This window comes from Schaedlerella sp. (assembly GCF_056796775.1).
In genome coordinates, this window is sequence record NZ_JBQIKP010000029.1 from 1 (window position 1) to 23,864 (window position 23,864).

General features: G+C 44.0%; 17 protein-coding genes and 1 pseudogene. 17 read left to right on the top strand and 1 reads right to left on the bottom strand.

Going from position 1 to position 23,864, the window contains the following annotated elements:
- The first annotated feature begins 1,537 nt into the window (after positions 1–1,537).
- Entirely contained in the window at positions 1,538–1,720 is a 183-nt protein-coding gene (locus ACTOY7_RS13365; protein ID WP_482672681.1) for a hypothetical protein, read from the top strand.
- 869 nt (positions 1,721–2,589) lie between these two features.
- Here the strand turns inward: ACTOY7_RS13365 and ACTOY7_RS13370 are convergent.
- On the bottom strand, positions 2,590–3,126 hold the full coding sequence (locus ACTOY7_RS13370) for a hypothetical protein (RefSeq protein ID WP_482672682.1): 537 nt from the start codon (positions 3,124–3,126) through the stop codon (positions 2,590–2,592).
- A gap of 1,080 nt (positions 3,127–4,206) precedes the next feature.
- On the opposite strand from ACTOY7_RS13370, the gene ACTOY7_RS13375 reads away from it, so the two are divergent.
- From ACTOY7_RS13375 to ACTOY7_RS13450, 16 genes and pseudogenes are all read left to right on the top strand, one after another.
- Positions 4,207–5,124: a hypothetical protein gene (locus tag ACTOY7_RS13375; protein ID WP_482672683.1), complete on the top strand. Its 918-nt coding sequence runs from the start codon at positions 4,207–4,209 to the stop codon at positions 5,122–5,124.
- A gap of 53 nt (positions 5,125–5,177) precedes the next feature.
- Entirely contained in the window at positions 5,178–5,699 is a 522-nt protein-coding gene (locus tag ACTOY7_RS13380; RefSeq protein ID WP_482672684.1) for a hypothetical protein, read from the top strand.
- Positions 5,700–5,713: 14 nt separating this feature from the next.
- Positions 5,714–6,238 (top strand): QueT transporter family protein, encoded by a 525-nt coding sequence (locus ACTOY7_RS13385; protein WP_482672685.1) that lies wholly within the window; start codon positions 5,714–5,716, stop codon positions 6,236–6,238.
- A gap of 125 nt (positions 6,239–6,363) precedes the next feature.
- A complete protein-coding gene (locus ACTOY7_RS13390) occupies positions 6,364–6,906 on the top strand; it encodes a GNAT family N-acetyltransferase (protein WP_482672686.1) in 543 nt (180 codons plus the stop codon).
- A gap of 949 nt (positions 6,907–7,855) precedes the next feature.
- Positions 7,856–8,281 (top strand): sigma factor-like helix-turn-helix DNA-binding protein, encoded by a 426-nt coding sequence (locus ACTOY7_RS13395; RefSeq protein ID WP_482672687.1) that lies wholly within the window; start codon positions 7,856–7,858, stop codon positions 8,279–8,281.
- Between the two features lie 969 nt (positions 8,282–9,250).
- Positions 9,251–9,748 (top strand): DUF3846 domain-containing protein, encoded by a 498-nt coding sequence (locus ACTOY7_RS13400; protein ID WP_482672688.1) that lies wholly within the window; start codon positions 9,251–9,253, stop codon positions 9,746–9,748.
- The gene (locus ACTOY7_RS13405) at positions 9,735–11,735 is read left to right on the top strand and encodes an ATP-dependent DNA helicase (protein WP_482672689.1); all 2,001 of its coding nucleotides are present in this window, start codon (positions 9,735–9,737) and stop codon (positions 11,733–11,735) included. Before ACTOY7_RS13400 ends, ACTOY7_RS13405 begins: the two co-directional genes overlap by 14 nt.
- Before the next feature lie 311 nt (positions 11,736–12,046).
- A complete protein-coding gene (locus tag ACTOY7_RS13410; protein WP_482671532.1) occupies positions 12,047–13,162 on the top strand; it encodes a tyrosine-type recombinase/integrase in 1,116 nt (371 codons plus the stop codon).
- Between the two features lie 41 nt (positions 13,163–13,203).
- On the top strand, positions 13,204–15,036 hold the full coding sequence (locus ACTOY7_RS13415) for a tyrosine-type recombinase/integrase (protein WP_482671531.1): 1,833 nt from the start codon (positions 13,204–13,206) through the stop codon (positions 15,034–15,036).
- Positions 15,037–15,067: 31 nt separating this feature from the next.
- Positions 15,068–16,453 carry a tyrosine-type recombinase/integrase gene (locus tag ACTOY7_RS13420; protein ID WP_482672690.1) on the top strand — a complete coding sequence of 462 codons (1,386 nt, stop codon included), beginning with the start codon at positions 15,068–15,070 and terminating at the stop codon, positions 16,451–16,453.
- Positions 16,428–16,808 carry a DUF6262 family protein gene (locus tag ACTOY7_RS13425; RefSeq protein ID WP_482671529.1) on the top strand — a complete coding sequence of 127 codons (381 nt, stop codon included), beginning with the start codon at positions 16,428–16,430 and terminating at the stop codon, positions 16,806–16,808. Before ACTOY7_RS13420 ends, ACTOY7_RS13425 begins: the two co-directional genes overlap by 26 nt.
- 205 nt (positions 16,809–17,013) lie before the next feature.
- Positions 17,014–17,232, top strand: a pseudogene (locus ACTOY7_RS13430) (ABC transporter ATP-binding protein); the annotation flags it as partial.
- Positions 17,229–20,060, top strand: coding sequence for an ABC transporter permease (locus ACTOY7_RS13435; RefSeq protein WP_482671528.1), 2,832 nt, complete (start codon positions 17,229–17,231; stop codon positions 20,058–20,060). The pseudogene ACTOY7_RS13430 and the gene ACTOY7_RS13435, both read left to right, overlap by 4 nt.
- Complete coding sequence (locus tag ACTOY7_RS13440; RefSeq protein ID WP_160281988.1) at positions 20,035–20,712, top strand: response regulator transcription factor; 678 nt, start codon at positions 20,035–20,037, stop codon at positions 20,710–20,712. Before ACTOY7_RS13435 ends, ACTOY7_RS13440 begins: the two co-directional genes overlap by 26 nt.
- Positions 20,713–20,850: 138 nt before the next feature.
- Positions 20,851–21,870 carry a sensor histidine kinase gene (locus ACTOY7_RS13445; RefSeq protein ID WP_482671527.1) on the top strand — a complete coding sequence of 340 codons (1,020 nt, stop codon included), beginning with the start codon at positions 20,851–20,853 and terminating at the stop codon, positions 21,868–21,870.
- Between the two features lie 542 nt (positions 21,871–22,412).
- Entirely contained in the window at positions 22,413–23,774 is a 1,362-nt protein-coding gene (locus ACTOY7_RS13450; RefSeq protein WP_482671526.1) for an ATP-binding protein, read from the top strand.
- Positions 23,775–23,864 lie beyond the last annotated feature (90 nt).

Sequence of the window (23,864 nt, forward strand, 5' to 3'; positions counted from 1 at the left end):
TGACCGTTCAGCGGTCGAGTTATCAATCTTTTGATATTTCTCTTGGTTTAACTCGTACAGAACGGCTTCCTCTAAAGATCTGCTTATAGAGCGCTCTAGGGTATGAAACCACTCGAAGAGAGCCTCTCAAAGCGGTTTTGGCTGCTTTTGACGTATGATATATTTTTCCTCCGCCGACAGACTGCCGATCTGTTCTATTATCTTATAGAGCATGCTGATTAGTGCCATCGTCTTTGGTATGCGGTTGTTTCTTTCAGCTGTTCTTTGATAAAGCCCTTTGTATCAATAATGATAGTAGATTCATAAATATACATTATTTCGTATTTACTATCATCCCGTGCATAGGTGGCTTCATATGCGAAGTAGAAATTGGTCTGTTTATTGTAGTTTTTTTAAATTGACATAAATCTGCTCCTTCGTGCTAAATAACATACAACTATTTTAGTAAATCTGACAAATTTCGTTAATATAATCCGCATATTTAGTATAATTAAAAATGATTGAGACTCTACAAACTTGACGTTTAAGTAATATCAGTTTTCTTAAACGTAAGAAAAACTACATAAAAAACGTTTGCTATATGGAAAAGGTCTTTTAAGAATAAATGATTTACATATAAAAATATGTGTTAATGTAATAATAATTAAAAATAGGTAATTGTTAAATGATTTCGCTATTAATGTGGATAAATTTTTGCAGAAAAGGAGAAAATGAATCAAAATCAGATATATTTTAAAATTTATAGACAATATCAGAATAGAGAATACGCCTTTTTATGATTCAAAAAGAATTATGACAATGAAATACTTTTTCAGGAAATTAATGACTTTAAGCTTCTAATGTATTGTGGTGGCATGGTTCCGAATGTTTCTTCAGGAAATGTACTAGTTTTAAAATGACTGATGGTTTGTTCGACAATGGTTCTGATCTTGTAAAGAGCAATCCATTCCTTCGTGTCTTGCTGAACACCGGGAAACATACGGAAATCTTTATTTTCACAAGTATAAGTGGTGCGAACTTTTTTATCAGTACTGCAGTTTTTTTACAGTCGCAGATTAATGCCCCTTCTCATAGTGTATTTGGGGCGACGTCATTTGATACGGTCAGCCCATGTTTTTTTCTTGTAATGCCAAGAACTTCATGGCGAGAGAGGGGGGCCTCCGGGTAAATGGGATATCCGTATTCATTTAGTCCACTTTTTTGAGAGTGCTTTCATTTCGAGGATTATATGGAATTAGGACTTTTGAAAAATGAAATTCGTATTTCAAAAATCCGTAGATTTCAATCGTATCAAAAGCAGAATCTACAAGGAATATGTCTGGGTGAAAGTGAGAATGAAGCTGGAAGAAATCGGATAATATGGTTTTAAAGAGGAAGAGTTCCCGCTGGAGTTCTCTATAAAGGATCAGGAAAAGGATGAGCAGGGAATCCGAAGGAATAGAAAACAGATTGACAAAAAGTATTGGTAAAAACGACCGGTATAAACTCAGAAATATCAAAGTGCTCACCAGAAACTGAAAGATAGGAGAAAGAAAAAATGAAAAACTTAAAAGAAAAAGGTATCAAGCTGTTATGTGAATTTGGAAAACTTGGTGTGAGAAAATCACTCACATTAGGAATGTATAATTTTGAAATACCTAAAAAACTTATAGAGTGTGATTCAGAAATAGACAGCAGTATGAAAGCTGGAAAAGGTATGTCAGAAAATGTGTGTAAGTAAAATTTAAGGCATAGTACTTTAGCACTATATAGTTTTAAATGAAAGATGGAACGGCCATATGTTCTCAGAAGTTTCCCTCTATCCAGAAAGTGAAATTTAACATTGTTATGGTCGAAAAATGGTCATAATGTCGGAATGGAAATGAGAGAAAGCTCTCTAATGGGATTCGGATTGAAGGGCATTAGCTATTCACTTTCTAATATAATGCTCTTAAAGGAATATCCGTAATGAGTACTCTCGGAAAGAAGGCAGGTATGCAGAAAATCGGCAGGCGATGGCAGAGGCGATCTGAAGAAAAAGTGTATGTGGAGATGCTATGCCTGACATGGAGATGGAAATGATGAGTGAAAGGCATGACTCTAAAACCTCCCGTATGGCAGGTTTTGAAAAAGGTTTTATTAGGTCAGGACTCTGGATTTAGGAGGCCGTTGCTGTGCATTTTTTCATCTGTGCATCCAAATGGATATTGATGCCGATGATCATAGTAAAGAACGAATACTGCTTTTTGGTATGGATGCCCATGTCGTGCAGATGGTAGTCGTTAAGAACCCGGTTATTGACCCTTTCGCAGGAAGTCCGATTGTTGTAAATCTCCTGATATTCCTGAGTGCCTCTGGGTACAGGTGGATGAGCCTGATGTCCCAGTCAGGTTTTGTGTAGACACAGCGTCCATAGGCAGAAGGGGAACATTTCTCCTTGCTGGAGCAGGAGTCGGTTTTCCCGCAGGCAAAAGGGGGCAGCGCCATTTGCGGGAATGCTTCTGTTTACAATCCCCCCAGTTGACCATACGCAGGCCTACCATGCACAGGGGAGTGCCGTCACTTTCAATGGTAATCGAATCGGGGATGGATACAGGCCTGCCGCGGTTTTCATTGAGGTCGATGAAGGGCTGGATCCCCCCACTTCTGGCAGAGCCCATAGGTCGCATAGTTGTCATGGGCGGAGTCCAGGCAGATGTCCCGGATGGGGATATCGTGGTTTAGGGTCCTGAATTCGCGCAAGGCGACGATGGCACTGACGCTGTCATTTCTCCTGGCATTGAGGAAGCGGATATGCAGGGGAAGATTCACGCCGGTCTGTGTATTATGGGAGCAGAGCATGTAGAGCGTATGCCCGAAATAAAAGGTATTGAGGTCGCTGTCCCAGTTCCAGTCCGCATCCGTGTCAGAGAAATGGCGTTTACAGGAGCAGTGGGAAATGCCGTTTTCCGCACATTTACAGACCTTGTGCCCGTAAGGGGAGGCATGGGAATGGACACAGGTGCCGTCGCCGGAAAGGGTGACGCCGTCCTTTGGGATCAGCCCGTCCCGTAGGGAAAGGAGGAGCGCGGCAAGGCGGAAGAAATGCTGGAGCTTTTCTTCATAATGGAAAGGGAAGTCATCATGGGCCAGGGCATATTCGGCCATGAAATCGGTAATCCCGTCATGTTTATTAGGAAGCTTTTTCCCTTTTCCGGGCTTTTGGGAAGGTTTGGAGTTCTTATTTTTTGGAAAGAGATCCTTCCTGCTGGTTTTCTGGGAGCCTTAGACTGTGCCCAGAGCCTGCCCATAAAGTCTAAATAAGAGCCAAGCGGGGGAAGGGAATCCGGCGTACAGCCAACCAGCATGGCAAGGAGAGAGCCGGCCTTGAGTTTTTGTAGCCAGAAGGTAAGGCTGGTAACGTGGAGCATCACCATAAGGACAAGGGAGCGTATGATCTGGGTCTAGTTTTTAGCCGGACGCCCTATGGCGGAATAGAATTGGGAAAGGTATTCCATGACGGGGGCCAGATTAAGAATGCGAAACTTTTCCCGTGCGGCGCCGAATTCGAGATGGAGCCGTGTGCGCTGGGAAGAATCCATGTGAACTTTTGCCCCATGCACGAAATGCAGATATTCCCGATGGGACTGCCATTGAATTAACATATGTGTATCCTTTGGTTTGGTAAGTGTGAAAAACGATTAGATCGCCTTAACCAAAGGGCCGCGTTGATTGATGACGCATTTTAATCAATCAACGCGGCCGCACAAATCGGCAGATTTGTCAATAGTTTTTTTGAAAAATTTTAGGAAATAAAAGAAATGAATGAATCTCCACCGGAAAGTGGAGGTGAAGAAAAAAAGGGTGCTTTGAAAACCCTGTGTTTTCATGGGCTGCGACTTTCCGAGAGTACTCGTAATTGGAAGGGAGGTGAATGTGTGGGGGATTGCAGAGACAAAAAAATGCGGAAATAGAATGGGATTGAGTTTCCGGGAATACACAAAAGATAGGGGGGGATACATAATGAAATCAAATGATTTTAAAATGAAAAAATCCGAGATTTCTAATTTGAAATTCACATGAAAAAATTGATGTATGTGGATAAAAAAGGTAAGATAGTATATGGTGCTACGGAGTGGCAGAAATATTGTTTTACAGATTCTTTTGCTATATACTGCTGGAAGAAAAACAGGCTATATTATATCTTATTAGTATTAAAGTGATTTAATATTCAAGGAGGAAGTTAAAATGAGAAAAATAAAAAAATGTGTTGCATTAATGCTAGTAGCTTTAATGACGTTATCTTTGTATGTTACGGGATATGCAGCAGATGAAAATAAAAGTGAAGAGGATAAAAAGGAATTTACGGTATATTCTTCAGAATTTCCAGATGCTTATATTATTACAGAATTATTGAATGAAGATAATATTGAAAATAGAAATGGTGAAAAAAATCTTGTTACAATTAAGGCTACAGTGTTTGTTGAGGAAAATTATGCTTATATAAATGATGAGTTGATAATTTCTGATAGTCGATTATTATCGAAAGATGAAGTTGAAGCAATTGGAATCGATAATTTTGATGATTTAAATCCAGATTCAAACGTACCAACTCAAGGTAGAAGCACAAATAGTAGAGGAAAATTATCAATTACATTCAGCGGAACATATTCTATGGTAGGAAGTGGTGTATCAGTTAACTTAAATGGTTATGCAAATTGGAATGGCTTTGATACCATATATACTCCTGCAAATAATCCTGCTGTTGGAAATGATTTTTTGGGAATAGCATGGTCAGGTGGATATCAAGTTTCAAGTTCTAATTGTTATGCTAGATGGAATGTGGGAGGGGCACAAAATGTTTATTTGAGTGATGCTGTTCCAAATGCAGGTAGAGTGTATGCATTTGATGAATTTGCAAATGCAGGTGGAAAATATATGATCTATGTTAGTCAAGCGGATATTTCTGCAACATTAACTAAAAATTCCTTGACAGGAGGAGCAAATAAGGCTGAAGCAATAATGAAGTATATACATACATATCAATCTGGCATAGGGAATATAAATATTTCAGCTTCTATAAGTAGTGTTGGATTGGGATTTTCACTTAGCAATACTCCAAAGCAATGGAGTCTCTCATGTACATTAGGGGGATTACCGTATTAATTAAAAGTGGCTGCTATAACAGCCACTTTTAATAATATAAGATTGACTTTATTATGTTAGATTTTATGAGAAATAGAAAAAAATTAATGGCTTTTTTGAATTGTATTTTCGTTTTTTTAATAGTAATGAATTTGCCATCTAAACAGTCTCCTTATGAATGGCTAGTAAAAGAAAGTTACCAAATAGGGGAGGAGAATGCACCTGAATTATTATTAGCTTCAGAAGAGTATACTAACAAATATATATTATTTTTTACAAATAAACATGGAAATATTTCATGTGCAATTATAAAAAAAGGCTTTCTTAACTATAAACTTTTAAGGGTAAGTTCTGGACTCTTACTTGTAAATAATGACGAAGATTGTAATTTTATTTTTAGTTCATATGAAGATGGATATACTAGGAAATGGATTTATTGGGGGATTCTGTGGAATAGTGAAATAGATAAGGTGCTTTTAAATAAAAGGGAAGCAAGAACTATTGATATAAAAAATTACAAAATACGAATTAGTTACACAGTTGGAGAAGATTGCAGTGGGAAACTGCCACCGAACCAAGAATTGATTTTTAGATAAGTGAGGTATTGAAAATGAATATAAAAAAAATGACCATAATATCTATGATTGCTGCTTTATACACAACATTGTGCATGGCGTTAGCTCCATTAAGTTTTGGCGCTGTTCAAGTTAGAGTTTCAGAAGCTCTTACGTTACTCCCAGTTTTTTCAGTGACAGGAATCTGGGGAGTTACCTTAGGATGTGCACTTTCGAATTTGATAGGTTTTTTTACAGGCGTTAATGTATTAGGATTATTTGATGTATTCTTTGGAACTATTGCAACACTATTTGCAGCAATATTAACTCGTAAAGCTAGAAAGATACGACTGTTCGGTATTCCGTTTTTGTCAGCTGTACCACCAGTAATAATTAATGCTTTAATAATAGGGACGGAACTTTCTGTGATTTTATCGTCAGGGGGGAATTTTTGTGAAGTATTTGTAATCAATTTTTCTTATATATGTATAGGACAATTTTTTGCATGCTTTTTATTGGGAATACCATTTACAATGATATTAGAGAAAACCGGTGTAGGAAAAAAATGTCTTGAGTTGTAGCGACTTTTCTTGGTTTTTGTCAAATGGTTAGAATAATAATTTGAATTCTGGCATTATTCGAACAAATAGAAAAATCATATGTTTAAAAGCCTCTTTAGACTATAAATAGTGAAATGGAGAGAAAAATGAAAATTGAATTATCTAAAATTTCGTTTGAAAATATTCTTCTTAGAAAAATAATGCTTAGTGATATAGATGAAGTGTATAAAATATATTCAAATGAAAGAGTTATGACCTTTTTGCCTGGAAAGGCTATAGAAAGTAAAATGGGTATAATAAATCTTATTGAGGGATTTGAGAAAAGTGCCAGAAATAATAATGCATTTTTCTGGGGAATTTGTTTTAATGATTTTCCTAATAAAATTTTGGGGATTATTGAAGTATATGATTTGGAAAATGATGTACGGAGTGTTTCGCTGGGATATCGTTTAAATGAAAAATTTTGGGGAAAGGGAATAATGCCGATTGCATTAGAAGGTATGATAAACTTTCTTTTCAAAACGACAGAAATAAATAGAATACAAGCGTTTGTTTTGCCACAAAATAGACAATCGAAAATTGTTTTAAGAAAGGTGGGATTTACAAAAGAAGGTTTACTTCGACAGGCGCAGTGTTGGGAAGAAAAAGGCATTGTAGATGTTGTTGTATATTCGTTAATAAGAGCTTGACACGCTTAATTGTATTGGAAGATAATATTTTGGATATGTTTAGAAAATTTTAGTGTAGAAATTGATCTTTTCTGTAGCCGTAGCCTTGGAACTGTTATAAAAAGAGGGAATTCCTATTTTGGGGAAATAAGGCGGATCGAATAATTAGCTTGTCTGAATTTCCAAACACAATCTACAGAATTAAATTAATTACAGTGCCAAATGAGTTGACAGTATTTTGTCTGATTTTTTGTTGGATTGCATTGGTTTCAATGGACGATACTGTATACGTTATTCATCACTTTGTTTAATGCCAATCTTGTGAAGTTTAATGACGAGTATTTTGACGTTATTTGATGGTATGCCTTGCATACTCGGAAGTCAAGATTTCCAACAAAAGGAGAAAGGCTTTAACTTTCGAGTATGAAGGATATAAAAAATAGTCAGGTGGCAAATTGAATGAGTGTGTTTCAGACTACAATTAATTTTACGAAACATTCTTTTTCAGTAACGAATAAAGTACTGAATAACACTGTCTGTTAGTGAATTGTCGTATGGGGCTTGTAGTATAATTTCCTTGTTTTCAAAATATCTATGGGTATAGGTTACTTAAAACCTGAAAAGGAAATGAGCCCAGATGATGAGTCGAGGTGGTTAGTGAACAGATAAAACAAAGGAAGTAAATAGAGAAATTATCATTTATCAATGTATGAAATAGGCGGGATGTGTTAAAAAGCAAACCTGCCTTTTTATATTACTATCCCAAAATACTCAACAGTAATTTTTTGAAATACAAAAGACATATGATTATGTGTTAGTGTTTAAAAGATTTAGACATAAATAACATATTAGTAGTGGTGCAACTATGGTTCAGGATGCACCACTATTTTTATGCCCCAATTTAGCTGGACGGCCCGATCGCCGCCTCACTCCGATCTGATTTCAAAATTTCAGATCGGAGGAAGGATAAATGGCTTATCACAAAGCAAAAGAAGAATATAAATGGAAACAATGGAAAAAAGAGGAGGAAAAACAGCTCCGTGCCTTGGGGATGGATGAAGAAGCGATACAGGAGCTTAGATGCAGTGACTGGAAAGATTTTAAAGCAGAGAGGCGTTACCAGGAGCACCGGGCAGTGTTTCCGGAATATCCGGATTGGGAAAGCCCAGCAACAGAAGAACAGGAAACGGAAGATATTTCCACAGTATTGGATTCGATCAGTGATGAAGGACTTTTACATATTCTGATAACTACAGATAAAAAGACACTGCAGCTTTTGCTTCTGAAAATGATGGGGTTTTCCAGGCGGGAGATCTCAGAGAAAACCGGCATCAGTATACATACAATCAACACCAGCATCAAGAGATTAAGAAAAAAATTAAAAAATTTTAACTAAAGTGAACCAAAAAGGCATTTCCCAACGGCTATATAGTAGAAGGGTAAATTTTTTTCAGGTTGAATCAATGAGCTGCCACGGTAAATACCTTTCAGCCGTACTTTGACAACTTCATACCAGCATTACAGGTACGTTCCCGCAAGTAGAAGCGTGACAAGATAAGCGCCAGGACGAGCGGAAACGGCCGTTGTACGGACGAAGATATGGCTTCCCGGTGATGGAAGCCAGCAAGAAGAACTCGGCTTTCGTTCATGCAGCGTCTGTTCCCACTCCGAGCGATCCCTTATACTTGAAATAAAGCCGCGGCTGGCTTTCCGCCATGATCACAAGCGGGGGATAATGATACACAGAGCTGCCAAAGAGTAGGGGATGGAATTCAGGTTGTAATCAGCAAGACCTTTCGGACATCCGTGAACGGCATCCTGTACGGTGTATAGAAAATGAAAGATAGTAGGACACAGAAGATTTCTGGTTTTACTGTTGACTCAGTCTGTGAAAACCAATATCACTCGGTACGTGTGGAGTGTTTTGGTACTCGATAACGTAGCGAGACCAGGCTGATATTTTTCACAGTTGCAATCAAAAAATGAGTTCAACATCAGTCCATAAACACCGTACCAGCCAGATGCCTGCCTGTAGTGTTCCCTAAAGGATCTCGGGAAAAACTTTTAATTGATACAGATTGCGCAATATCATTCTTTATAGATGATCAGTATACGAAAGTTATTTTTCACCAGTTCCAGACCATCGCAGAGATGGCCGGCAGTCGGGGAGGCGGGGCCAAATACGAATGCCAAAGATAAAGAAAAATAAGGAACTGTCCGGTACAGGATCATACAGTCCTGTACCGGAACAGACATGAAATCAATCGAAGTGTGTCGTTGATATCAGATACTATGCGGCTGTGGCAGCCCACGGCCGCATGCATGTGATACCAACGCCATACGTGAAGGAAGGTAAGAAAAAGAGATGGAATACGAACACGAAAGCCGGAGGGCTTGGGAGAGCGAAAAACAATCAGCTCATAAAATAGATACAGACTCTATAACAGTCCTGTCAGTAAAACCATTCAGGGAACCCAGCGTCATGACCATTCCGAATAAACTGAGAACCTTGCAGGATCAGGTCGGGGGAATGATAGAAGCAATTTGTCCGTTTGAAGATCCAGTTGCGATCCTCCTCAATGATGAGGGCAAACTGAACGGTTTACTGCCGAACAGGAGGCTTTATGACAGCAGCGGAAATATGTATGACATTATAACAGGGACATTTCTGATCGTAGGGCTGTCAGAGGATGATTTTTGCTCCCTGAGTGAGGAGCTGACGGCAAAATACATGGAGAAATATAAAATCCCTGAGAGGATGGCCTTCATAAACGGGCAGATCAATATGCTGCCGGTGGTAGACAGCAGGAAAACCCAAGACAAAAAATCCGGAAAGAGGAACAGGACAGATGAAGCACGCTGAGCGTACCATATCGATGGGCTGGTATCAGAGAAAAGCCCACGAGGAAGTGGATCATATTTTCCAAAAACTCCTGCCAAGGCATGGATTAAAGGTGAGGGAAGAGCAGCTTCGCCTAAGCCATGAAATGCTGGATACTTTATGGGGGAACCGCATCGCACTCTGCGACGCCGGAGTAGGCATCGGGAAAACATATGCATACCTGGTGGCCTGTATCATGCTGGAAAAATATAGGAAAGAAGGCGGAGGTGCCCCGGGAACCGGCTGCCGTTCGGCAGTGATCTCCACTTCCAGTATTGCACTCCAGGAGGCAATCATGCAGGAATATATCCCCTTTTTATCCAGGCTCCTGCAGGAAGAAACACTCATCCGTACCCCGCTGAAAGCCGCAGTCCGTAAGGGAAAGGAGCACTTCGTATGCGACAACCGTCTGGAGCAGAGGCTTTTGGCCATTCGGGGGAAGCGGAAGAATGAGGGACAAAGACAAGCGCTGCTTGCTCTCCGGACATGCTATGATATGGACCAGGTACATGGGTTGAGCGGGTTTGACAGGAGGCTTGTATGTGTTCCCAGGTTTTGTCCGAAGAATTGCCTCGAGAAGGGCAACTGCCGATATCATAGATATATGGAACGGGCAAAAAGCGCAGGAATCCATTTTCAGATCTGTAATCACAACTATCTGCTTGCGGACGCTTCTCATCGGGAAAAGGGATACCTCCCGCTGCTCTCCGATTACCGGGCACTGGTGGTGGATGAAGCCCATAAGCTTCCGGACGCCGCAGGCCAGATGTGCGGAAAAACTTTATGCTGTGATGACATCCTGGAGATCTGCTGCATGCTGGAAAAGGAACACCAGGGAATCCGCGCCGGGTATTTGAAATCCGCGATGAAAAAACTCTTCCGGGTCATAGCGGAAAATCATACCTTTGAGGAGGGGCAGCGTATCGCATTCCGGCAGACAAAGGAATGCATTTCTACCATCAAAGAAAGTGCAGTATTCCTATTTGAAATGGGCAGGCGATGCAGGGGGAGTGTTTCTAAATGGATTCACGACCGGCTGGAAGAAGCAGGAAAGCTCCTCTGCTGCTTTCTAATCCCGGACAGGAGGTACATTTTATTTCTGGAGCAGGATTCCCGGCAGCTTCCGGTGTTCTGCAGGGCCAGCCGGGAGGTTCCTGCGTATCTCCAGAAAATGTTATGGGATCAGGGGATTCCGGCAATTCTGACCAGCGGGACTTTGAAAGCAGGAACAGGGTTTGTGCGTACCCGGCAGATGATGGGACTAAGCGAACAGGATCGGAAGAAAAAACCAAAAGTGCAGGAATATGTGGCAGAATCTCCATTCGAATACAAACGGAATTGCCTGCTTTACCTGCCCCAGGATGGGAAAAGGATTCGGCATGGGAGCCGGGAGGAAGCAGCCTGGATCGCAAAGAAGATCAAACAACTGAGCTGCTCCACCCATGGACATACGTTGGTGCTGTTTACATCCTATTCACTGATGGGGAGTGTCTACCAGCTTCTGCGGGGAAGCATTCCATTCCCCATGGTGGAGGTATGGCGTCACACCCAGGAAGAGATCATGCGGTTTAAAAAGATGAGCAATGCGGTGCTGTTCGCATCCGGTTCCTGCTGGGAGGGCGTGGATTTTCCAGGGGACATGGTGTCCTCCCTGATCATCGTCAGGCTCCCTTTTTCTGTGCCGGACCCGGTACAGGAAGCGGAGAAGGAGCAGTATGGGAATCTGCGGGAATACATAGATGCTGTTGCTGTTCCGGACATGCAGAAGAAACTCCGGCAAGGCTTCGGCAGGGCTATCCGGACGGAGACGGATACCTGCGTGGTGACGATCCTGGACCAGCGGGCGGCCAGGGGCGGGAGATATTATGAGGACGTGCTCTGTGCCCTGCCTCCCTGCCAGATGGCGGAGGGCATAGAGGACGTGGAAAGGTTCATAGGGAAGCGGAAAAATATTCACTATTATATGTAAGTACAGGTAAAGTCATTGTCAGTTCTGCCCAAAAATCAGGAAGGATTGGAGCGGAATGTTTGTTGGTATTTCACGGGCAGATTTCGTCGGTTTGGTGGTATTGATGGATGGCTTTGCAAGCATGGAGTGGGTATACTGTAGATAGCGTATAGATGTTAGGGCAGGACAGCGCATTTACTGAACTGCCCATATGAAAACATAGATACCGCAAAAGAGCAAGCCCTATTACCGAAGGCAATTTTCATGGGTTTGCAGGGAGCTGTGAGGGAAACGGACAGATCCCATAGCGTCAGAGGAAGGAGGGAAACAGCATGGAACATTACAAGGTAATCAGTGAAATGGATGGCACAGTACAGTGCTTCTATATTTGCGAAACAGATACCATGGAGATGGTTCTGGCCCCATCCCGGTATCTGATGCATAAGACGATGTCCAACAAATCGCCAAACACGGTCCGGAGGAATGCGTATTCTCTGGCGGCTTATCTGGAATATCTTAAGACTCTGGATAAGACGGCTGATCAGGTGATCGCAATGGAATACGAAGAACAGAGCAGTCACTTCGTCAAGTTCCTGCATTGGCTGAAAGACGGGAATCATAGGGAAACAGAAGAGATTAAGATTCCGAACAATGGAACCTGCAACGCATATTTGAAAGATGTGTTCAGGTTCTATCTTTTTATGGAGATGCAGGGAAAGTATGAAAGCCTGAAAGTTCTTTATTATGATTCTTTCACCACGGTGAATCATGCAGGTGTCCAAAGGAGGCTCAGGTACCGCGCGTTCAAAGGCTATCTGAGGGAGGAGGAACGAAAAGTACGTGCGGCAGAGCAGAATGAAATATTGACATTGCTGAAAGCCTGCACCAACTGCCGTGACCAGCTATTGATCCTGCTGGCGGCGGAGACCGGGTACCGGATCGGGGAAATCCTTGGGATTGATTATACGAAGGATATTGATTTCAGGAACCATACCATACGGATTTATTTCCGGGATGACAATGAGAACGGGGCAAGGGCGAAAAACGCAGAGTATCGGAGGGCGAAAGTCAGCAAGGAAACCTTTGAATTTTTGATGTATTATCTTGCGGAATACCGAAAACTTCTGCAGCACCAACAGCTCCTGTTCATCAATATCGCCGGTGAGGAAGCCGGGAAAGCATGGGACGTGGATGCGGTCTACAGCATGTTCCGGAGGATGGAGCATAAGACAGGGATCAAGGTGACGCCCCATATGCTGCGGAGATATTTTGCGGTCATGAGGCGGAAAGCCGGATGGAGGCTGGAGATGATCAGCGAGGCGCTTGGACATAAGCATCTGGAAACAACGGTAAAATATCTGAACATTGTAGATGATGAACTGCTGGAGGCCAGCGATGCCTATTATGCGAAACATTCGGCACTCTATAATGTGGAGCAGTTATTGTAGCCGTACACAAATGAAGGGCATGCATACAGGAGGTGGTAAAAATGCCTGCCTATAAATTACAGCTGGCAGAGCAGCAGGAGGACAGGGAAGGACTAAAGCGGCAGCTTGATCAGGAAGTGCGGGAATGTACGGAGGTCAGGAGCCAGTTCCGAAACTATGTGAAAAGATTTCTCATGGAATATGACGTATGGCATCTGTCAGAAATAGATTATCCATTACGTCTGATTTACGAGGATTATGTAGAAAAACATAAAATACCGTATGCCGCTTCATCGACCTGCCTGCATACGTTTGACAAGATGAAGCTCCATGCCATGCGGCAGGAAATGCAGACGATATCCGGCCGCAGGAAATATGAATTAAAATATGCGGATCAGGTGGTATTCCTTCCTTATTATCCAAAGCTGGAGGTTGCACAGCAGTTTGTTCAGGCAAAAGACAAAAACTGTCTGGTATGGGACTTTACAAAGAAATGCAGCAGAAAACTGAAAGAACAAGTTTTTGAATGTCTGAATCATGTAGTGGCAATCAGCGAAACATGTCAGAGGAAAGAAAAATTGACAGCTTTGCAGTATTTTTATGGCTACTGCATCCAGATGGGGATTGCAGACATAGAGACCATTACTTTAGAGCAGGAAGAAGGATTCAGACATTATCTGGCACAAAAAGTGTCGGGGAGATGGATCAGAAGATTTCCCGGGATTATAGAATTATGCAGAAAAATATTATTCCTGCAGGCCGATCGGATACACTGGCATGCACAGATATGGTATCTGGAACGGTTTCATTTTTCAAAGGAGAGGATAAACCCAAGTAAAGTAGTGGAGAGCATTTCATTCCGGGAAATCACTCAGGAAGCAAACCAAAAATATCTAAAAGAATACATGCGTTACGCTTTGGGAATCACAGATATGTCCCTGAGCAGTATACAGAGCAAATTTCTTGAAATTCGGAAATTCCTCCAGGTATTTGATAGGGAAGAGCTGGACATCTGTGAATTGCAGGAAGAAAAAATACATCTGTATTTAGAGGGACTCCGTAAAAAAGAAGTTGCCGAAAAGACATTTAATGGGCAGTTATTCAATATCCGGCATTTTTTCAATTTCCTGTTAGTAAAGGGGTACATCCGGAGGATTCCATTTTTGTATGAGATGTACCAGAAAAAGGTAATCCCGGTACACCATGACAGGAGTGTCCGGGAGGAAGTATGTGAAGAAATCCTTTCAAAATTGTACCGATTTCCGGAACACCTTCGGCTGATGTTCCTGCACTTATGGTGTGCAGGGCTGCGGTGCAGTGAGGTGTGTACGCTGCAAGGGAACGCATATGAATGGAAAAACGGGGACGCATGGGTGAAGGTATACCAGATCAAAATGAAAACCTATAAACGTATTCCAATACCGGAGATGTTGTATAAGCTGATGGGAGTATATATGGGGAAGTACCAGATCCAGCCGGGAGAGTATCTTTTTAAAAATAAAAACGGCGGTGCCTATGTATATGAGACGTTTCGAAGTCAAATGATGAAATTATGCGGTGAGAACCAGATTGCAGGCGGGGAATATCTGTTTCAATCCCATGATTACCGTCATGCCGTAGCAACGGAATATTATGAAAGCGGTGTATCCATACAGGCAGTGAGGGATTATCTGGGGCACGATCATGAGGATATGACCAGACAGTACATCGACTATATGCCGCGAAGGCTGGATGCCGCAAATGAAGAATTTTTCAGCCAGCAGGAGGAAAGCCTTGCTGCAGGGTTGAGGAAGGGAGGGATAGATGGAGAATCAAATTTACATTTGCAATATGGAATGTTACCAAAAAGCCTCGCAGAAGCAAAAAGAAAAAGTAAAATCGAATTGGGGATTTGATTTGGGAAAGCTCCCGGCGGAAGGGATGCAAATGGAATTTCGCTGCTTTCTGGCGGAAAGGGCAAAAATAATTGCTGTCTCAACAATGGTACAAGAACGGATCTACTACAATCGGATGTGCCGTTTTTTGAAGGACAGCAATAGACAGCCATACAGTTTTCTGGAGAAGCCATTAGAGGAATGGATAAAGAAATTGAATGCATGGCTTATGCAACAGGGGATGGCACGGACGGAACGGGGGATCAACGTGTATGGAAAAGAAAAGACAGTGCCTTCGGATGTCATTACCTATTTTCGTAAAATATACTATTGCGTACAGGATCAGGAAACAAGGGAGGAAACAGAGAAAGACGTCTGGGATCTGAGCAGGATTGGTGTCCTATATAAGACGAATCCAATCAAAAATTTTGAAACGCTGAATTTTAAGGAAATTATACAGCCTGCCATAAAAGAGGAAACCAAAACAGCAGTGCTGCGTCATTTACAGTATGAAGCGCTGGCCACAATTTCAAAGGAATTAACCGCTGTGCGCCGGATATCAAAGTATCTTGATGAAAACTATCCGAAAGTGAAATCCTGCAGGGACATCAGCAGAAAAATACTTGAAGAATATCTGATCTATCTCCAGACAGAGGATACCGGGGTCAATAATTTCAGATATGATTTGACAAGGCTGAGGGCACTGCTGGAAACCATAGGGAAAATCTATGGAGCCAGCCATTTGGAAAATTTATTTTTAAACACGGATATCCCGCATTCTACAAGGACAGAATTAAAATCCTATAGTGATGCGGAACTGAAAAGATTCAACGCTGTATTTGTAAAAATGGAGGAACAGATGTGCCGGCTCATGGTCATCCACCAAATGCTTGGGACAAGGATATCCGATACCCTGACGCTGCAGACAGACTGCCTGTATGAGCAGGAAGGGCGGCCGATGATACGCATCCAGCAGATGAAGACAGATACATTTGTCAAAAATATCAGCGCGGAACTGGAACTGCTGATCCAGAAAGCAATCCAATATACAAGAAAGAAATATGGGGAAACGAAGTTCATTTTTGTAGATGAAAAGAATCCGGAGCGGCCCATGAAGTACAATACGGTGCAGAACCGCGTAATGGCAATGGTACAAAAAGAGGACTTGCGGGATGACAAAGGGCAGTTATTTGGATTTGGCACCCATATGTTCCGCCATTGCTATGGAATCCGCCTGACAGAGATGCATTATGATGACTGGACCATTGCAAAACTGCTCGGACACCGGAGTATAAAAAACGTGAAATATTACAGGAAAATGAGCCTGCAGATCCTGGCGGATGAGACGAGGGAAGTAAGGGAACGGAAGAGTAAACTGATAGAAAAATATTTAGACGGATGGGGCGAAGAATATGAACAAGTACGACAACATGATTGAAAAGAACCGGAAAGCCAGCGAGGAAAAGATAGCAAAAGCAAAAGGCGCAGTCCGGCAAATGATTGAGGAAGAAGAGAAGGTAACAATTCAAAAACTGGTGAAAAAGACAGGGCTGTCGAGGGGGTTCTTTTATAAGAACCCGGTGGTGCGCAAAGAGATCGACCGTGCACTGGATCTACAGGCAGGGATGGTGGACAGCAAACGGAAGGTTCTGGATATGGTGATGGAGAACCGGATCGGGTTGCTGGAGCAGACGATTGTGAAACTGAAAAAAGAAAACGCAGAATTGAAGCGGCAAAATGAGAAGCTACAGAAGCTACTGAATAAGAAAAATCTGAGCATATTGAAGTTATGAGATTAGGGTAGAAAATTGTATAGAACCAAGAGGCATGCGGTGGCATGCCTGTGGTTCTGTTGAAGATAGAGAACAGCAGATGGGGCGTTATCCGGCAGGGTAGCGCCCGTCTTTTGGGGAGTTTTAGGAACTTCGAGAGAAGGTACACAGCACACAAATGTGTATGCCGTTGAAGCCAGTGTTTTCAAGGCATGAGGGGGATGGGGTACAGATTACGGACGAGCCTACCGGAAATCTGGATCGGAAAAACGGGGCGGAGATCATCCGGCTTTTGAAAGAATCCAACCAAAACCAGAAGCAAACCCTACTTTTGATCACCCATGATGAAAGCATTGCGCTGCAGGCAGACCGGATGATCAGCATTGAGGACGGCCGTATCACCCGGGATGAACGGATACGGATGTCGGGAGGTGACAGGCGGTGAAAAAGAACATTGTATTTTATGTGACCAGACAGTATATGAAACAGAATAAAGGGCGGACGTTCACTACATTTGCGGGAATCGTATTTATGGTGCTGCTGATGACCTGCGTGTTTGTGGGAAGGGATACGGGCATTTACTACCTGCAGGATGTGGCGTCTTTAAAGAACGGAAAGTGGCATGTGAGCATGTACGGCATTACCTCTGAGGAGTATGAAGAAGTGCGGGAAATGCCGAATGTGAAGGAAACTGCCCTGTCTGCCGCCCTCGGCAGTACCTTGTTCGGGGCATCGGCCAATCCGGAACGGCCATATCTCAACCTGAAGGCGTATTCAGTGCCCTGCTTTGACTGGATGAACATTAAGCTCAGCGAAGGGCGTCTGCCGGAGAACTCCCGGGAGATCATTGTAAGCAAAAGCGCGGCGGAGGACGGCTCAGACATTGCCGTAGGGGATCTGGTAGAAGCGGAGCTTTTTGAACGCTCGATCACCGGGATTAATTCTGAAATAAAAGAAACCGTATTCCCATTCCAGAACATTACAATAAAATATGGGGAGACAAAAGACGTGCCGGAAGAGTTCCCTTATTGGGGAGAAAACGAGGACTTCCGGGAAAACCGGACATATACGGGACAAAAGGGAACTTACCAGGTAGTAGGAATCATCGAGCCGCCTGCGTATGAGCAGATGGGGGCGGCGGGCTATACGGCCATCACACTGCTGGAGGACAGCCAGGCCGCAGCGCTGGAAACCTTCAACCTGTCCCTGATTCTGGATGTAGAGAACAATCCGGATCAGGATATACTCGGGCTGCTGAGAGCTGCCGGGGCCGGCGGTTATGAGATTGACGTCAATGATTATGTGCTGGCATTTACCGCGAGTACCTCGGATACAACATTAAATCTGGTTGTAAAGTTTATGACGGTATTTTTTGTGGTTTTGATTATGGCGGCTTCAGTGATTTTGATATATAATGTATTTAATATGTCCTTTCAGGAACGGAGCAGATACCTGGGGATGCTTTGCTCCATCGGGGCCACCGGAAGGCAGAAGAGAAGCAGCATCTTTTATGAAGCGTTTTTCCTGCTGGTATTCGCCCTGCCCACCGGCGTCCTGCTGGGGATCGGCGTGATCCGGCTGGCAATGGCGGCATTCCGCCCGTTCATAGGTTCCTTCCTGAGAATCAGCAGCCTGGTGACGATTGATCCGGCCGTGATCCGGATCTCCTGGGAAAATCTGGCGGCCGTGATCCTGGCCAGCACGGTAACCGTACTGATTTCGGCATGGCTTCCTGCAAGAAAGATCGGAAAGATCGGCCCGGTGGAATGCATCCGTGGAAATATTTGGAAAAAGAGCAGGCAGTATCAGACGCAGGCTTCATTTATCCATATGTTCGGCGCGGAGGGGATGCTGGCAAAAAGTATGCTGCTCCGGCGGAACAAAAAAGTTCGTTCCGTAGGATCTGCGGCGGCGGTTTTTATGGTGGTTCTGACTGTGACCATATTCGGATCTGATGCCGTCCACAGGATCATCCGCGTGAAAATGGGAGAGGAGGAAATGTCTCTCAATACGGAGCGGTATGATTATGTCCTTTATGCCGGTGAATCCAAATTTGAAGCGCTGAAAGAGGAAATCGAGAAGGATGCGGGCGTAGAATATACCGCAAAATGGAGAGACGGCATGCTTGCGGGCCAGGTACCTGTTGAGGCCTATGGAGCGGAATACTGGGACGCGCTTCACGGTGTTTTTAACCTGTACTATCACAGAGAACTTTCGGAGGAAGAGTTCCGGGAGGAACATGGTTTTAGAGGAGGCACCAGCATGCCGGTGAATATCCTTTCCGTAGATATGGATACCATGCGGGATATGGCCGGAAAAATCGGGGCAGATGCTGACAGGCTGCTGGACCCGGAACAGACATCCGCTATTGTGCTGAGCACGGGAGCCGTGTCTACATCCAGCTTCATGATTGATGGGATGTCTCCGGAGAAGTACCGTATGTTCCGTATTTCCAGGATGACGGACATGAAGGAAGGGGATATGGTGCCTGTCAGTCTGTATTCTCCGGACGAGGAGAAAGAGGTGGAGATGCCTGTTGAGATTGCGGGATTTGCAAAAACAAACCAACTGCAGGATTATGTGGAGTTTAAGAATAACAATTATATGTGGCTGATTGTAAATGAGGCGGCCGGCAGCAGGATGGCAGATATTCTCAGAGCAGAAGGAGCGGACAGCAGTATGATGGATGAGATGCTGCTCATTCGGATGAACGGAAAGCCTACGGATATAATCGACCGTCTGCAGCGGGCCAGTGAACAGGACGACGCCAGGTTCGGCATCCTGGAGACCGAGTATCAGTCCACCATGGCAAATGCGGTTTCCGGTATCGTGGATGTGATGCTGTTCAGTTTCATTGTGCTGACATCGGTGATCTGTCTGCTGAATCTGTTTAATTCGATCCGTGGCTGGCGGCTGGAGAGCCGGCAGGAGCTTGCGGTGCTGAGATCGGTGGGCATGGCGTCAGGGCAGATGAAAAAAATGCTGCTGTACGAATGTACGGGGATTTTCCTGTGGGCGCTGCTGCTGGCAGGAGTATTTTCCGGAATGCTGATTGCCTGCGTCCGGTTCGGACTGGTGATGATCTTCGGGAATCTGGAGCTTCCCACCCCCTGGCTCTGGATTGCGGGAGCTGCCCTGGTGGTAGGAGCGGTTCTGACAGGGCTTACACTGTATGGCTTTGGCAGGGAACGGCAGGAGGAGCTGTACGAGAATATGCGCAGGGAGGGGGGTGTGAGGAGGAGAAGGAATGAAGGTTCTGATTGTGGAAGATGATGAGATTATCAGGGAAGGATTGAAGTTTGCGCTGCTGCAGGAAAACTATGAGGTACTTTCCGCGGCGGGGGTATCGGAGGCACTGGAGCAGATTCAAAACTGCCGGGATATTGGATTTTATCTGTTGGATATCATGCTGCCGGACGGGGACGGATACCAGGTCTGCCGGGAGATCCGGAGAAATAGCAGCGCTCCGATCCTCTTTCTGACGGCCTGTGAGGATGAGGTGCACACGGTGATGGCCCTGGAGCAGGGGGCGGACGACTATATCTGTAAGCCCTTCCGAATCCGGGAACTGCTGGCCAGGATGAAGGCGATTTTAAGAAGGATCTCCGCACAGGGCGGAGGTCTGGAACAGATCGTCCAGGTAGGCAAAAACCAGGTCAATCTGCAGACAGGCAGGGTCTACTCGGACAAGGAAGAGATCATTCTCACGGCCATGGAATACAAGCTTCTTCTGATCTTTCTCAACCACCGGGGCCAGACCCTTTCCCGGAGCCAGATTCTGGAAGGCATCTGGGATGAGGCAGGGGATTTTGTAAATGATAATACATTGAGCGTGTATATGAAACGGCTGCGGAAGAAGCTGGGTGATACGGCGGATGGGCAGATCATCCGGACCGTGCGTGGAATCGGGTATCGGATGGAGTGAGCCGGAAAACAGCGGATTTTAATTCCCGCGAAGCAGCGAGACAGGTAGCCATGCCTGTATGGATATTTGGTGACTGCCGCGAGGGTCAAAAACGGGATGCAGTTTTATCGATTTGACTGCAGACACAGGAGACGGGTTATGGAGATAGTAATGCAGTGGATCGTTCTGGGATTTTCAGCGTATATGGTTATTTTGTCAGGCGGTTCTCATACTGCCTTTTTGGGCTTGCTGTGCTGTGCGGCCTTGTGCTTCTTTTCCATCAGGGCACGGTACAGGAGAGAAAAAAAGCTGGAGGAACTGATCCTGTATCTGATGAAGCTGCAGGACAACCCGGAGCTTCCAGAGATGACGAAATACAGCGAAGGGCAGCTCGGCGTGCTGCAGAGCGAGCTCTATAAGCTGGTTGTCCAGAATCAGGAGAAATCCGCGGGGGCGCTTAAGGAAAAGGAGTACCTTGCGCAGATGCTTTCGGATATCTCCCATCAGATCAAGACGCCCCTGACATCCATTACAATCATGACGGATCTGCTGAAAAATCCGAACCTGGACGAGGAGAAGAGGGCGGAATTTATTGATAAGATTGATTCACAGGTGAACCGGATCACATGGCTGATCCGGAATCTGCTGACGCTGTCCCAGATGGACGCCAATATGCTGAAATTGAAGAAGCAGGATGTGCCGCTCCGGGAACTGCTCCTGAAATCCTGCCAGCCCTTTGAAATCCTGGCGGAGCTAAAGGAGGTGGAGCTGTCAGTGGAGGCGGATGGGGATATCCGGCTGATTTGTGACGAGCACTGGACGGCGGAGGCGGTTTCCAATATTGTGAAAAACTGTATTGAGCATACGCAGCCGGGCGGGAAGGTATGGGTCTTTGCAAACCAGAACAATCTTGCCACAAATATCGTAATCAGGGACAACGGCGAAGGCATCGCCAGGGAACACCTTCCGTATATTTTCGACCGGTTTTATAAGGCGGGAAATCAATCCGGCGACAGCGTGGGAATCGGACTTGCCATGTCCCGGCAGATGATCCTGCTGCAGAATGGAACGGTCAGCGTGAGCAGCGAGGAAGGGGTGGGGACAGAGTTTCATATTAAGATGTATTCAGAGGTGGTGATCCGATGTCTAGTACAGCATTGCGTATATAATGGTGAATAATGTGTCTGATACTTTTGTCAGGACAAGGCGGAGGAAAGAGGCGATGCGGTGGCATCGTTGATTGACGACAACGCAGAACTGGCAGAAATAGCAGGTGCAGAATTCACCGTTAATTACGCAATGCTGTACTAGGGTATCGTTTTGCGTTGTTTTATCGTTATTGAGTCATGATTTTGCGGCGTGCTGTCTGTAACTGGCTCATGTTTTGCAATGTGTGAACGATAATCCTACATGTTTTGCATTCTATCAACGAAAATTCCTTCATGTTTTTGCTGTATATAAACGATGATTCCCACATGTTTTTGTAGGATATTAACAAAAACTCCTTCATGTTTTGTGATATATCAATTGCGATTCCCTCATAAAATGTTGTAATATGTCGAAAATTCCCTCATTTTTTTGCGAAATGTATATTGTAATTCCCTCATAAAATGTTATGATAGGAAGAAAGATGATTCGATTATAACAGGTACGTCGAAAATAACTGCCATAGATCAGTGAAGAGGGCAGTTATGATGTACCGGGAAAATTGAGGTGAGAGGATGTATCTGCAGAGAAAAATAGATGTGTATTTGAAGGAATGGAAACAGGATGAACATAGAAGACCCCTGATTGTGAAGGGCGCCAGGCAGATTGGAAAGACGGAATCCATTCGGAAGTTTGCAGAAGAAAATTATAAGCACGTTGTAGAGATCAATTTTGTGGAAGAACCGAAATATAAAATGATCACCTCAGACGGCTATGGGGTACAAAATATGATCAAAAATATTTCACGGCTGGATCCGGATAAGCATTTTGAACCGGGAAGCACGTTGCTGTTTTTTGACGAACTGCAGGATTTTCCGGAGATTACAACGGCGCTGAAATTTTTTTCCATGGACGGAAAATATGATGTGATATGCAGCGGTTCCCTTCTGGGGATTAATTACAGAAGAATTGAAAGCAACAGTGTGGGATATAAGCAGGACTATGAAATGCGTTCGCTGGATTTCGAAGAATTTTTGTGGGCCAGAGGATATGGGGATGATTTTGTGGAGGATATGCTGGATCATATGAAAAAGCTGAAAGCATTTTCAGAAGTCATGATGAAGATCTGTTCGGAACTGTTCATCGACTATTGTATCCTCGGCGGTATGCCTGCAGTGATTCGTGATTATATTGAAAAGGGCACTTTTGAGGGTTCGCTGCAGACACAGAGGCAGCTCCTTGCAGATTATGAGGAAGATATCCGGAAATATGCGGAGGGGATGGATCAAACCAGGATTCTCAATGTGTTCAGCTATATCCCGGTACAGTTGGCCCGAGACAATAAGAAGTTCCAGATTTCAAAGGTGGCATCCGGCGCGAGATTCAAGGATTACCGGGGCTGTATCGAATGGCTTAAGGACGCGGGGGTCGTGAATACCTGTTATTGCCTGCATTTTCCGGAACTGCCGCTGAAAGGGAATTATGATGATACAAAACTGAAGCTGTATTTTGCCGACAGCGGATTGCTGGTGGCAATGCTGGATGAGGAAGCGCAGGACGACCTTCGGGAAAATAAAAATCTGGGGGTGTATAAAGGCGCTTTGTATGAAAATGTGGCAGCAGAAGCGCTTTCCAAAAGCGGATACGGGCTGTACTATTTTAAGAAAGAAAATTCCACTCTGGAGGAGGATTTTTTTATACGGACAAGTTCGGAATTGATTCCTCTGGAAGTAAAGGCGGTGAACGGAAGAGCAAAGTCCCTGCAGACGCTGATCGCCAGTGACAGGTATCCGGATATCAAATATGGAATCAAATTGGTAATGGGGAATATCGGATACAGCAGAAAAATATTTACGTTTCCGTACTTCTGCTGCTTTTTGCTGAAACGGTATCTGAAAAGTGTATCGCTGATGGAGATTGTGGAAAAAGAAGGGTAAGTTTCTGGCTTAAAAGTATTCCAAAATAAAAAAAAGAGTGCAAAGCGGATGAAAGTCAGGTATAATGAATGCAGTAAATTCCGAAAAATG